The sequence below is a fragment of the Streptomyces sp. NBC_00250 genome (assembly GCF_036192275.1).
Classification (GTDB): domain Bacteria; phylum Actinomycetota; class Actinomycetes; order Streptomycetales; family Streptomycetaceae; genus Streptomyces.
Window position 1 is genome coordinate 2288594 of record NZ_CP108088.1, and the last position, 12336, is coordinate 2300929.

Annotated in this window: 14 protein-coding genes and 1 pseudogene; 6 read left to right on the forward strand and 9 right to left on the reverse strand. The window is 73.6% G+C overall.

What is annotated here, in order from left to right; translation table 11 throughout:
* Position 1 precedes the first annotated feature (1 nt).
* The 4 genes from OG259_RS10295 to OG259_RS10310 form a co-directional block, all read right to left on the reverse strand.
* Positions 2–1165 carry an aminopeptidase P family protein gene (locus OG259_RS10295; RefSeq protein WP_328941998.1) on the reverse strand — a complete coding sequence of 388 codons (1164 nt, stop codon included), beginning with the start codon at positions 1163–1165 and terminating at the stop codon, positions 2–4.
* A 74-nt stretch (positions 1166–1239) separates the two neighbouring features.
* Positions 1240–2199, reverse strand: a complete 960-nt coding sequence (locus OG259_RS10300; protein WP_328941999.1) for a hypothetical protein — start codon at positions 2197–2199, stop codon at positions 1240–1242.
* A gap of 49 nt (positions 2200–2248) precedes the next feature.
* The gene (locus OG259_RS10305) at positions 2249–3130 is read right to left on the reverse strand and encodes a LysR family transcriptional regulator (protein WP_328942000.1); all 882 of its coding nucleotides are present in this window, start codon (positions 3128–3130) and stop codon (positions 2249–2251) included.
* A gap of 18 nt (positions 3131–3148) precedes the next feature.
* Complete coding sequence (locus tag OG259_RS10310; RefSeq protein ID WP_328942001.1) at positions 3149–3682, reverse strand: tetratricopeptide repeat protein; 534 nt, start codon at positions 3680–3682, stop codon at positions 3149–3151.
* Between the two features lie 97 nt (positions 3683–3779).
* Between OG259_RS10310 and OG259_RS10315 the strand changes: the two genes are divergently transcribed.
* Entirely contained in the window at positions 3780–4508 is a 729-nt protein-coding gene (locus tag OG259_RS10315; protein WP_328942002.1) for a CTP synthase C-terminal region-related (seleno)protein, read from the forward strand.
* On the opposite strand, the gene OG259_RS10320 is transcribed toward OG259_RS10315, so the two are convergent.
* Positions 4505–4876: a DUF6223 family protein gene (locus tag OG259_RS10320; protein WP_328942003.1), complete on the reverse strand. Its 372-nt coding sequence runs from the start codon at positions 4874–4876 to the stop codon at positions 4505–4507. The two genes, OG259_RS10315 and OG259_RS10320, sit on opposite strands and share 4 nt — an antisense overlap.
* Positions 4877–5090: 214 nt before the next feature.
* On the opposite strand from OG259_RS10320, the pseudogene OG259_RS10325 reads away from it, so the two are divergent.
* Positions 5091–6249 (forward strand): annotated as a pseudogene (locus OG259_RS10325) (sensor histidine kinase).
* Entirely contained in the window at positions 6246–6917 is a 672-nt protein-coding gene (locus OG259_RS10330; RefSeq protein WP_328942004.1) for a response regulator transcription factor, read from the forward strand. Before OG259_RS10325 ends, OG259_RS10330 begins: the two are co-directional and overlap by 4 nt.
* Here OG259_RS10330 and OG259_RS10335 read toward each other — a convergent pair.
* Complete coding sequence (locus OG259_RS10335) at positions 6914–7564, reverse strand: nucleoside/nucleotide kinase family protein (RefSeq protein WP_328942005.1); 651 nt, start codon at positions 7562–7564, stop codon at positions 6914–6916. The two genes, OG259_RS10330 and OG259_RS10335, sit on opposite strands and share 4 nt — an antisense overlap.
* Before the next feature lie 172 nt (positions 7565–7736).
* Between OG259_RS10335 and OG259_RS10340 the strand changes: the two genes are divergently transcribed.
* Positions 7737–8153: a VOC family protein gene (locus tag OG259_RS10340; protein ID WP_328942006.1), complete on the forward strand. Its 417-nt coding sequence runs from the start codon at positions 7737–7739 to the stop codon at positions 8151–8153.
* Here OG259_RS10340 and OG259_RS10345 read toward each other — a convergent pair.
* Together OG259_RS10345 and OG259_RS10350 are read right to left on the reverse strand one after the other, a co-directional pair.
* Positions 8150–8488 carry a hypothetical protein gene (locus tag OG259_RS10345; protein WP_328942007.1) on the reverse strand — a complete coding sequence of 113 codons (339 nt, stop codon included), beginning with the start codon at positions 8486–8488 and terminating at the stop codon, positions 8150–8152. The two genes, OG259_RS10340 and OG259_RS10345, sit on opposite strands and share 4 nt — an antisense overlap.
* Positions 8485–8946, reverse strand: coding sequence for a DUF6232 family protein (locus OG259_RS10350; RefSeq protein WP_443051943.1), 462 nt, complete (start codon positions 8944–8946; stop codon positions 8485–8487). The genes OG259_RS10345 and OG259_RS10350 overlap by 4 nt, the downstream gene beginning before the upstream one ends.
* Positions 8947–9452: 506 nt before the next feature.
* Between OG259_RS10350 and OG259_RS10355 the strand changes: the two genes are divergently transcribed.
* Positions 9453–9584: a hypothetical protein gene (locus OG259_RS10355; RefSeq protein WP_266898010.1), complete on the forward strand. Its 132-nt coding sequence runs from the start codon at positions 9453–9455 to the stop codon at positions 9582–9584.
* Between the two features lie 64 nt (positions 9585–9648).
* Positions 9649–11667, forward strand: coding sequence for an elongation factor G (fusA, locus tag OG259_RS10360; RefSeq protein ID WP_328942008.1), 2019 nt, complete (start codon positions 9649–9651; stop codon positions 11665–11667).
* Positions 11668–11753: 86 nt separating this feature from the next.
* Here fusA and OG259_RS10365 read toward each other — a convergent pair whose 3' ends face one another.
* Positions 11754–12191, reverse strand: a complete 438-nt coding sequence (locus OG259_RS10365) for an ATP-binding protein (protein WP_328942009.1) — start codon at positions 12189–12191, stop codon at positions 11754–11756.
* Positions 12192–12336: the final 145 nt, after the last annotated feature.

The window sequence follows — 12336 nt, forward strand, 5'->3', positions numbered from 1 at the left end:
ATTACTCGACGATCGCCATTTCGTGCGGGGTGTTGTTGAAGCGGCGCCCCGCGCCGTCCTCCGTCGCCGTCACGATGTCCTCGATGCGGACGCCGAAGCGGCCCGGGAGGTAGACGCCCGGCTCGATGGAGAAGCACATGCCGGGCACGATCGGCAGCTCCTCGCCCTCGATCATGTACGGCGGTTCGTGCGTGGTGACGCCGATGCCGTGGCCGGTGCGGTGGATGAAGTACTCGCCGTATCCGGCGTCCGCGATGACCTTGCGGGCCGCCCGGTCGACGTCCTGGCAGGCCACGCCGGGCCGTACCGCCTCGAAGCCGGCCTGCTGGGCCTCGCGTACGAGGTCGTGGACGCGCCGCTCCTCGTCGGTGGGTTCGCCGACGTGGACGGTTCGGGTGGTGTCGGAGCCGTAGCCGTGCTTGAGCCCGCCGAAGTCGAGGACGACCATGTCGCCGTGCTCGATGACCCGGTCGCCGGCCTCGTGGTGCGGGTTGGCGCCGTTGGGGCCGGAGCCGACGACGGTGAAGTCGACCTGCGAATGCCCGAAGCGCAGGAGCAGCGCGGCGAGGTCGGCGGCGACGTCGGTCTCCTTGCGGCCGGCGAAACGGACCGTGAGGATCTCGCCGTACGCCCGGTCGGCGGCGGCTCCGGCGGCCGCGATCCGGGCCAGCTCGTGGGCGTCCTTGACGCCTCGGAGCATCGGCAGGGCCTCGGTGAGGGAGACGTACGAGGTCCCCGGGAGGGCCTTCTGGAGGCCGATGAGGTGCATGGCCCAGGCGTTGTCGCTGACGCCGAAGCGCCCGTCGACGTCGAGGAGGGGTGCGGTGACGGCGTACGGGTCCTTGCCGTCCGTCCAGTCCCGCAGGGTGAGCGCGGCGGCCCCGACGGCCTTCTCGGCGTCGGGGGCCTCCAGGGTCGGGACGACGAGGACCGGGTCCTGTCCGGGGGCGATCACGAGGGCGGTGAGCCGTTCGGTGATGGCGGTGGGCTGGTAGCCGGTGAGGTAGACGAGGTCGGGGCCGGGGGCGACGATCACGCCCGCGAGTCCGGCCTCGGCGGCGGACTCGGCGGCGCGGGTCATCCGGGCGCGGTAGTCGTCCGCGGTGAACGGGACGGGGGTCTCGCCCCGCTCCTCGGCCGCTTCGGGGGCGGGGGTGCTCGACATGGGGTCTCCTTCTCGGCTCCGCTGCGTCCTGGACGTACAGCATCCTGCCGTGACGGACCCCCGCCCGCGACCGGTCAGCGGCGGTCCGGGCCCTGCGCGATGAGCCGTTCCAGGAGCTCCTGGAAGTCGTCGCCGACGACGATGCGCAGGTCCCCCCGCTCCTCGTCGTGCTCGCTGAGCTGGGTGAGCGTGCCGCCGCGCCACCAGAAGACGTACGGGCTGATGGCGCCCGGCGTGTCCTCGTACCCGGAGGCGGCGAAGGAGGCCATCGCGCCGAGGGCCGGGATGATCGAGGTGTCGCGGATGGGGTGGAAGGCGAGCTGGTGCCGGAACGGCATGGCGACCAGGGCGCCGTGTTCGCCTATCGGCAGGCCGGTGACCCGGCGGACGACTCCGTCCAGGTCGAGGACGCGGCTGGCGGTGTAGAAGGAGTCGCCGAGGATGATCTCGAAGCACATGCCGTCGGCGTCGCGGACGGTCTCGTGCTCCTCGACGGGCAGCCCGCGCAGATTGCGCAGGGCCCGGTCGCGCAGCTGCGCGTGGTCGCCGAGCCGTTCGAGCGCCTCGTCGGTGAGCATCATGACGCTCTCCGGCAGGTCGAGCGCGAGGATCTCGTACAGGCCGGGGCCGACGGTCCTCGCGTACCCGAAGGCGGCGGCGTCGATGCCGTCGCCGCTGACGACCCGGGGGTAGAGCTGGGAGCGGATCTGCTCGGGCGGCAGGGTGTCGAGCGCGGAGGGGCCGTCCATGGCGCGGACGACCAGCCCGATGTGCCGGTTGATCATGCCGGGCCAGACGCGGGGGCCGCGCCGGTCCTGGTGGCAGACGGCGGCGAGGTTGCCGAGACCGAAACGGCGGCCCTTGTCGTCGACGACGTGGTCGGCGTAGACGCTGACCTCAAGGCCGAGCTCGGCGAAGGTCTCCCGGACGCGGCCGCGGAAGAGCGCGGCCTCGCGCTGTGAGAAGTACGCGAACCCGGGGTCCCTCGGTGCGTCGTCGCCGTCCCGCCTCGGTCCTCGTCGCAACCACCCCACGCCCGCCCGCCTTCCGTCGCCGTTGCGCACAGGGTAGCGACTGCGGGTGTCAGCTCTTGAGCCGTCGGGTGAACTCGGCCACCGGGCCACTGGGTTCGGCCCGTGCGCCGGCCAGGACGAGCAGCTCGGTGCGGTGGACGAGGCGGGGCGCGACCAGCGGGACGGCGGTGGCGCCGGAGACGTCCGCCGCCACCGGCGCGGGCAGCAGCGCCAGACCGTGACCGGCGGCGGCCAGGGCGGCCAGGGTGCGGGTGTCGGTGCCCTCGTAGCGCAGGGCGGTACGGAATCCCCGCCCGGCGGGCCCGCCGTGGGCGCCCCGCAGCTGGTCGAGGGGGAGGCCGGCGGCGGGCGCGTCCAGCCAGCGGGCGTCGACGAGGTCGTCGAGGCGGAGCCCGGAGCGTCCGGCGAGCGGATGTGTGGCGGGCAGGACCACGGCGAGCGGCTCCTCGGCGACGCCGGTCGCGGTGAGCGGGGCGACGTCGGGCAGTCGCAGCGGGTCGCTGGGGGCGGCGATGCCGTCGACGAGCCCGGCGTCGGCCTCGCCGGTGGCGACGGCGACGGGCACCCGCTCGCGGGACAGGGCGCGCAGGGTGACGCCGGTGGCGGGGAGTGCGGCGAGGGTACGGGGGTGCAGGGCGAGCGGGGAGGCGGCGACGCTCAGGGTGGCGCGGGGCGCGGCCGCGAACCGGTCGAGGTCGGCGCGGGCCGCGTCGAGGCGGAGCAGCAGCGCCCCGGCGTGTTCGAGGAGCCGCTCCCCGGCCGGGGTCGGGGCGACGGGGCGCCGGGTGAGCAGCGGCAGCGCGAGGTCGGTCTCCAGGGCGGCGATGTGCTGGGAGACGGCGGACTGGGTGTAGCCCAGCTCGCGGGCGGCCTCGGAGAAGGAGGCGAGCCGGGCGACGGTGACGTACGTACGGAGGAGGTGCGGGTCCATGGGGTGCGCCGGGGCCCGTCAGGACCCGTCGGGGGCGGTGAGGAGCGCCTGCGCGTAGTGGGCGAGGGAGCGGTTGTAGCGGGGCAGGAGGGGGGCGAGGGCGCCGAGGGCGAGGGAGGCGGCCTCGCGGTCGCGCCCGGTGTCGGCGAGGGCGAGGGCGAGGAAGGCGTCGACGGCGCCGGAGAGCGCGAGCTCGTCGGCGTCGAGCCGGTCGGCGGGGATGTCCCGCTCGGCGGTGAGGAGTTCGACGCTGCGGTCGGGCCGGCCGAGGTTGCGCAGGCTACTGGCGAGCTGGATGACGGCCCGGCGGCGGCGCAGCCCGGTGAGGCGCTGGTCGAGGGCGCGCCGGTAGAAGCGCACGGCCTCCTCCGGTTCTCCGGTGGAGTCGTGGGCGGCGCCCTGCTCGAAGAGGGCGGCGGCGTCGTCGGCGGGGCGCTCGGCGGCGAGTGCGGCGACGCGGGCGCGGAAGTCGGCGGGCTCATGGGCGTCGAGCCGCTCCCAGAGCGCGGCGACGCGGCGCTCCCAGTCGGCCGGTTCCTGATTGTTCGTCATGGGGGTCACCCTATCCACCCCCGTATAAGCATTCGTGATGGAGAGTGCAGAGATCATCGTTGGACGTGAACGGGCGGCGGCGCCAAGGATGGTCCCCATGAACAGCACGAGCACCCTCCCTCACACCCCCCGGATCGCCCTGGTCGGCGACCGCTCCGGGCACGTCCGTTCCCACGTCCGGATCCCCGTCCTCCTCGACGCCCTCGCCGAGCGCGACGGCCTCGCCCTCGACGCGTACTGGATCCCGACCGGGGACGCGGAGACGCCGGGCGCGGTGAAGGGCTTCGACGCGGTGTGGGTGCTCCCGGGGAGCCCGTACGCGAGCGAGGCGGGCGCGCTGGCCGCGATCCGCACGGCCCGCGAGGACGGCATCCCCTTCCTCGGCACCTGCGGCGGCTTCCAGCACGCGCTCCTGGAGTACGCCCGGGACGTGTGCGGTCTGACGGGCGCGGCGCACGCCGAGAACGACCCGTCGGCCGACGCCGACGACCTGCTGATCGCCCCCCTCGCCTGCTCGCTGGTGGGCCACGAGGGAGTCGTACGGGTCACCCCCGGCTCGCTCGCCGAGCAGGCCCTGGGCGCGGAGCGGACGACGGAGCGCTACCACTGCGACTACGGCCCCGACAGCCGCCGTCTGGACACCCTGCGGGCGCACGGCATGCGGTTCACGGGCGCGGACGAGGAGGGCGGCATCCGCATCGCGGAACTCCCCTCGCACCCCTTCTTCCTGGCGACCCTGTTCCAGCCGGAACTGTCGGGCGACGGCACCCGCCCGCACCCGCTGATCCGGGCACTGGCGGTGGCGGCGACGGAGCACGCGGGTTAGGACCTCGGCCCACGGGGGCGGGAGGAGCGGGTCAGCGCCAGGCCGCCGAGGACAGTGGCGATCAGCCCCACGATCAGGGCCACGAAGGCGCCGCCCAACCCGTTGCCGGTACCGATGGACCCGTCGGAGGTGGCCATGACGATCCCTCCCAGGGCCATGGCGATCAGCCCCGCCGCGAGCGCCGCGAAGGCCCCGGCCCGCGCGGATCCGGAACCGATGCCCATGCCGGTACGTCCGGCGGCACGGGCCACGGCCCGCCCGCCGATGAGGACGCCGGCGAGTCCCAGCAACGTGGCCGCGATGGCTCCGATGCGTCCGGAGCTCAGGGCGAGGACGTCGGCGGCGATGGTGGCGGGCTCTGTGGGCATGGAGTGCTCCTTCACTACGGCGGGTTGCCGGTCGATCGTGTCCGTCGGACCCGCCGCCGGTCGTCCCCCGCACGCGGACAGTGCGCCCTGCCGCAGCCGCCGTAGCCGACTACCGCGAAAGCCGCAGGAGTCGTGGGACTACCGCGGCTGCGGTAGTCGACCGGTCCTCCTCCCGCCGGACTCACCCGCGTCGGCGCCCGGCTAGGGTCCACGCATGGGCAGGCAACGGATCGGTGTCACGGACTGGGCGATCGCCCTCGGCGTGGCGGGGGTCCTGCTGTTCGCCGGACTGAGGCAGCAAGGGCCCACAGCACTCGAACCGCTGGGCTACGCGTTGCTGGCCGCCGGTGGTCTGGCACTGGCCTGGGGCCGCCGGGCTCCGGTCACCGTGCTGGCCGTGACCGGGGGGGTGCGCGCTGGGCCACCAGCTGCTCGGTTTCGACGTGCCCGCCGTCGCCTTTCTGTTCGCGGTGTACGCCACCGTACGGGCGGGGCACCGCGTCGTCGCGGTGGCCGGTTCCGTGGCCATGCCGGTCGCCGTGACGCTCGCGCTCCTGGCCTCCCCCCATGACCTGGCCGTGGGCGAGGCGTTCGCGCGGACCCGGGACGTCCTCCAGCTGGCCTGGCTGATCGCCGCCGGGGCGGCCGGTGAAGCGCTGCGGCAGGCCGAGCGCCGGGCGGACGAGGCCGAACGCACCCGGGAGGAGACCGCGCGGCGCCGCGCCGACGAGGAACGGCTGCACATCGCACGGGAGCTGCACGACTCGCTCACCCACCAGATCTCCGTGATCAAGGTGCAGGCGGAGGTCGCCGTCCACCTGGCCGGCAAGCGGGGCGAGCAGGTGCCGGAGGCCCTCCTCGTGATCCGTGAGGCCGGCCGTGAGGCGGCTCGGGAACTGCGGGCGACCCTGGAGGCGCTGCGCGACGACGACAAGAACCCGCCGCGCGGGCTCGCCGACGTACCGGAACTGGTACGCCGGGCCCGGTCCACCGGCCTGGACGCCCGGCTGACGGTCGGGGGGCACCGGAGCGACGTGCCCGCCGCCGTGGACCGGACGGCCTATCGGATCGTCCAGGAGTCGCTGACCAATGTCGCCCGTCACGCCGCCGCGAACACCGCGTCGGTCCTGATCGACCACCGTCCCGACGTCCTGGTCGTCCGGGTCGACGACGACGGCGGGGCGAGGCCGGATTCAGCGCCGGTGCCCGGCGTCGGACTGCTCGGGATGCGCGAACGGGTCACCGCCCTCGGCGGCCGGTTGCGGGCGGAGCCACGCGGTGAGGGCGGGTTCACCGTCCAGGCCGAGCTTCCCCTGGAGCGCGCGCCACTTCCCGCACAGCACACGCGACTGCCCTTGGAGCACACCTCGTGATCCGTGTCCTGCTGATCGACGACCAGCCACTCATCCGCAGTGGATTCCGCGCGCTCCTCGACATCGAGGACGACATCGAGGTGGTGGCCGAGGCCGGCGACGGGAGGGAGGGCCTGGCCCTGGCGAGGGAGCACCTGCCCGACATCGCGCTCGTCGACGTCCAGATGCCGGTCGTCGACGGCATCGAGACGACCCGGCGCATCGCCGCGGACCCCGATCTGGCCGGGGTGCACGTCGTCGTCCTGACCAACTACGGAATGGACGAGTACGTCTTCGACGCGCTGCGCGCGGGCGCGGCCGGATTCCTCGTCAAGGACATCCTCCCGGAGGACTTCCTGCACGCAGTACGGGTCGCCGCGCGCGGCGACGCCCTGCTCGCGCCGTCGATCACCCGCAAGCTGATCGACCGGTACGTCACCCAGCCCCCGCCCGCGAGTGTCCGGAACCGATTGACGCAGCTGACCAACCGTGAACGCGAGGCCGTCGCCCTGGTCGCGAGCGGCCTGTCCAACGACGAGATCGCCGACCAGATGGTGATCAGCCCGCTGACCGCGAAGACCCACGTCAACCGTGCCATGACCAAGCTCGACGCCCGCGACCGGGCTCAGCTCGTCGTCCTGGCCTACGAATCGGGCCTGGTGACGCCGGGAGGTTCCGGCCCGTTCTAGGCCATCGGCACGACGAGGTCGGCGCGGTCGCGGCCGCGGGTCACCAGGCGGGCGTTCGCCTCGTCCGAGTCGTGGACCCAGCGTTCGGCGTGGGCGCGGTCCTTGCCGAAGCGGACATGGCGGTCGACGAGCCGGGGGACGCGGCGCCGGGCGTCCAGGTCGAGGTACCAGGCCTCGTCGAGGAGGGGCAGGACACCGGCCCAGGCGCCCTCGTCGTGCAGCAGGTAGTTGCCCTCGGTGATCACCAGCGGGACCTCGGGTCCGACGGGTATCGCCCCGGCGATCGGCTCCTCCAGGGAGCGGTCGAAGGCGGGTGCGTAGACGGTGGTGCCGGGGACCGGGGTGCGCAGCCGGGAGAGGAGCGCGGTGTATCCGGCGGCGTCGAAGGTGTCGGGCGCGCCCTTCCTGCCGGCCCGCCCGAGGCGTTCCAGTTCGGCCTGGGCCAGATGGAAGCCGTCCATGGGGACGAGGACGGCGAGCCCGTCGAGGCGCGCGACGAGCCGCGCGGCGAGGGTCGACTTCCCGGCACCGGGCGCGCCGGCCAGCCCGAGGACGCGGCGCGGCGGGCGGCCGTCCCCGGGGCGCTCGGCGAGGGCCCGCGCCCGGGCGGCGAGGCGGTCGAACTGCTGCGCGTCCATGCGGGGCATTCTCGCACCGCGTGCGGGCGCGCGGCCCTCCGCGCCCGCGGCCCCGACCCCGACCCTCGCCCACCCCTCCAAGGACCCTCGTTCGCACCCTGCAATCGGCGAGGGTCGCGCCGACGTCGACACGGGTTGACGCGGGTAGATTGCTACCGCTTCCGCGTATTACGTTGGGGTAATGCCGTCCATCGCACTTGTGACCCTTGTCGTCCGTGACTACGACGAGGCCATCGCCTTCTACACCGACGCCCTCGGATTCGACCTCGTGGAGGACACCGACCGGGGTGACGGCAGCCGCTGGGTCGTCGTCCGCCCGCCCGGTGCGGCCGGGGTCGGCGGCCTCGGGAACGCGGGCCTGCTCCTGGCCCGCGCCAAGAACGACGCCGAGGAGGCCTCCGTCGGCAACCAGACGGGAGGCCGGGTCGGCTTCTTCCTGCACACCGAGGACTTCGCCCGCGACCACGCGCGCATGACGGCGGCGGGCGTCAAGTTCCTGGAGGAGCCGCGCCACGAGCCCTACGGCTCGGTCGCCGTCTTCGAGGACCTGTACGGCAACCGCTGGGACCTCCTCCAGCCGGCGGCGCGGGGGGCCTAGCGCAGCAGGTCGACCAGCTGTCCCACCGCGTCCACGACCGACTGGCCCACCGGCCCGGCCGCGGCGGCGACCTGCGCGACGGACGCCAGCACGAGGCCGCGCTGTCGCAGGGCGCCGCGGTCGGGAACGAGTTCGGGCAGGGCGTCTTCGACGGTCCGGTCCTGCTCCGGGGTGAGGTGGGGCCGCAGCTCCCGGAGGAGGTCGGTCAGCGCTTCGACGGCGGCGCGGAGCTCGCCGTCCTGGGCGCCGCCGACGGTGCCGTAGTTGATGCCCACGTTGTCGTGGCCGCCGTTCATGTTGACCACGTTTCCGTAGTTGTTCGTCGTGTCGCTCACAGGCTGATCCCCCTGTTGTTCTGGCCGCCGTTCATGTGGACAACAGGGCCGTAGTTGTTCGTGTTGCTGTTGAACTGCCGTACGACCGTGCTGAACTCGGCGGCCGGGTTGTCGATCGCGCGGGCGATCAGTCCGGCGATGTCCCGCAGCTCGTCCACGTTCGGCAGCGTCACGACCACGGCGGAGCCGCTCGCCATCTCGACCAGCAGCACCGGCCTCGCCGGCTCGAACAGCTCCTTGAGGACGAAGACGACCAGGGCGATCAGGACGACGAGGAACACGCCCCCGCCGCTCGCCTCGCCCTCACTGGCGTAGTTGATCGCGGCGTAGACCAGCCCGGCGACGAAGAGCCACTTCAGGAAGCGCAGGAAGGCCGCGCCCCGGTCGGGCTTGAGCTTGAAGGCCTCGACGCGGGTGATGTTGTGCAGCGGGAAGGCCGCGGAGCCCACCCACAGCATCCGGCGGCTGACCCGGAGGTGCAGCGTGCCTCCCCTGCGGAGGTCCGGCGGATCCGGGGGCGGCGGGGGCGGCGACCCGGCCGGCGGACCCGACGGAGGCCCTGACGGGGGCACTGACGGGGGACCGGGCGGCGGACCGACGTTTCCTGTGACGGACATGTGATCCCCCGTGTTCTCGTCGCTCCCACCCGCCCATCGCGGGAGCACCATTAAGCGCCCGAGGGGGGCCATCAGGCAGACGAGAAACAGCCAATCCGCCATTCTGGCCGGGAGTTGGCCTTTCACGCGCCCCTCCGTCAGACCTTTCCACGGGCCTTCCCCACGGCCTTCTCCTCGGCCTTCCCGCGACCCCCGTCCGGGCCCCTTCCCGACGTCCCCGCGTACCGTCGGCGCCGGGCGAGCCCGGTGGAAAACCACTGTCGCGCCGCCCGCTCCCCTCCCTACACTCACGTCTCGCGGCGCATCGACCGATGCGCCGTCAGACGTCCGACCGAGGGGAGACGACCATGCGTTGCCGTAACGCCGCCGCCGTGTCGTCCGCCCGTGCCCGGTACGACGTGATCCTCGCCTCTCCCTCCGGCCGGTGGCGGCTGCGCGCCCGCCATCGCCGACCCGTGACGTCCCACCCGTCCGTCTGACGGCCCGTCGTCCGGGAATCGCGCTGCCCTGTCTTCACCCAGCAGCAGCGAAAGGCACGACACCGTGCGTACCCACCTCGTCGACCGCGTCCGCAACCTCGGCATCCTCGCCCACGTCGACGCCGGCAAGACCACCGTCACCGAGCGGTTCCTCTACCTCACCGGTGCCACCCACAAGCGCGGCGAGGTCCACGACGGCACCACCGTCACCGACTTCGATCCGCAGGAGCGGGACCGGGGCATCACGATCTTCGCCGCGGCCGTCAGCTGCGACTGGGCCGGGCACCGGATCAACCTGATCGACACTCCGGGGCACGTCGACTTCTCCGACGAGGTCGAGCGTTCGCTGCGCGTCCTCGACGGCGCCGTCGCCGTCTTCGACGCCGTCGCGGGCGTCGAGCCGCAGAGCGAGACGGTGTGGCGCCAGGCCGACCGCCACGGCGTTCCGCGCATCGCGTTCGTCAACAAGCTGGACCGCGCGGGCGCGGAGCTCGACGGTGCCGTGGAGTCGATCCGTACGCGCCTGGGCACCGTCCCGCTGCCCGTACAGCTGCCCATCGGGCGCGAGGACGGCTTCACCGGCGTCGTGGACCTGGTCAGGATGCGGGCGTACGTGTGGGCCGACGGCGCCGACACGTACACGGACGAGCCGGTCCCCCACGACCTCGGGGACGAGGCGCGGCACCGCAGGCGACGCCTTGAGGAGACCGTGGCGGAGCTGCATCCGGGCGCCCTGGAGGAGTTCTGCGGCGAGGGCGCTCTCTCGGCGGAGACCCTCACGGGCGCGCTCCGCGACCTCACCCTCACCGGCGAGGCCGTGGTCGTGCTGTGCGGCTCGGCGTACCGCAACCGTGGCATCGAGCCGCTGCTCGACGCCGTCGTCGCGTACCTCCCGGCGCCCTCGGACATGCCTCCGGTACGCGGGGAGGTGCCGGCGGACCCGGAGGCGCCGTTCACCGCGCTCGCGTTCAAGGTGAGCGCGACGGCCACCGGCCGGATGACCTACGTCCGCGTGTACGCGGGCACGATCGGGAAGGGGGACACCGTGCTCGACGCCGTCGGCGGCCGCACCGAGCGGATCGCCCGCATCCTGCGGATCCAGGCCGACCGGGCGACCGAGGTCGACGTGGCGCGCGCCGGGGACATCGTCGCCGTCGTGGGCCCGAAGGGCGCCCGCGCCGGGTCGACCCTGTGCGCCCCCGGCGCACCGATCGTCCTCGAACCGCCGACGACCGCCGACCCGGTGGTCTCGGTCGCGGTCGAGGCCCGCCGGAGCACGGACACCGGCCGCCTGGCGACGGCTCTCGCCCGGCTCTCCGAGGAGGACCCGTCGCTCGTCGTGCGGTCCGACCCGGAGACGGGCCAGACCGTCCTGTCGGGTCTCGGCGAACTGCACCTGGAGGTCGCGGTGGAGAAGCTGCGGCGCGACCGGGGCCTTGAGGTCACGGTCGGCCGTCCGCAGGTCGCGTACCGGGAGACGGTGACGAAGGGCGTCACCGGGCTGCTCCACCGTCATGTCAAACAGGACGGCGGCGCGGGCCAGTTCGCCCATGTCGTCATCGACGTCGAACCACTCGGCGAGGGAGAGGAGTTCGCGTTCACGTCGACCGTCACGGGCGGCCGGGTCCCGCAGGAGTACGTCCGCGCGGTCGAGGCCGGCTGCCGGGACGCGCTCGTCGAGGGTCCCCTCGGCGGTCACCCGGTGACCGGTGTCCGGGTCACGCTCACGGACGGCGCGACGCATGCGAAGGACTCCTCGGAGATGGCGTTCCGCACGGCGGGCAGGTTCGCGCTGCGCGAGGCGCTCCGCGCGAGCGTGATGACCCTCCTGGAGCCGGTGACCGACGTGACGGTCACCGTCCCCGCGGAGTCCGTCGGCTCGGTCCTCGGTGACCTCGCGGCCCGCCGCGGCCGGGTCACGGACCAGACGACCCGCTCCGGTACGGCGGTGGTGGAGGCGACGGTGCCGCTGGCCGAACTCTTCGGCTACGCGTCCCGCCTGCGCGGCCGCACCCAGGGCCGGGGCACGTTCACGACCCGCCCTGCGGGGTACGCCCCCGCACCCCGGGGTCAGGCCGACTGAGTGAGGGGTGCAGGGTGAGGGGTGTCCGGTCCGTGGTGACCCCACGGACCGGACGCCCGCTCGGAGTGCGGTCCGGGACGACGAGGTCAGGAGTCGAGGTCGAGCTCGGCCCGTACGGTCTTCCCCACCGGTACGCGGTCGAGCACCGACCACCGAGAGGCCAGCGCGCCGACGAGGAGCAGGCCGCGCCCGCCCTCGTCGAGGGGCTGCGGGGTCGCGGCGGCGGGGCGGCGCTCACCCCGGGTGTCGGTGACGTCGATCCGCAGCCGCAGTCCGGTCGTGCAGGTGAGCACCAGCTCGAAGTCCCGCCCGGGGACGCGGCCGTGGGTGACGGCGTTGGCGGCGAGTTCGGCGACGAGGAGCGCGGCGGCGTCGGAGACCTCGGAGCCGTACGGGATGTTCCAGCGGTCGAACTGGTGGAGAGCGAGCCGACGGGCGAGGCGGGCGCCGCGCGGGGTCGAGCTGAAGCGCTGGGTGAACACACGTACGGTGACGGGGGCTTCGCGGGTCACGGGGGAGGTCATGGGGCCAATGTGGCGATCCCCGGGGGGAGTTGCCAGCTCAGAAACTCGTACGCTGCACAGCGTACGGGTTCACCCTCTGGACTGTACCGGTGACTATCAGTGAGCCTTGTTGCGTTCGGCGCGAGCACACGGGTACGGGAGGTGG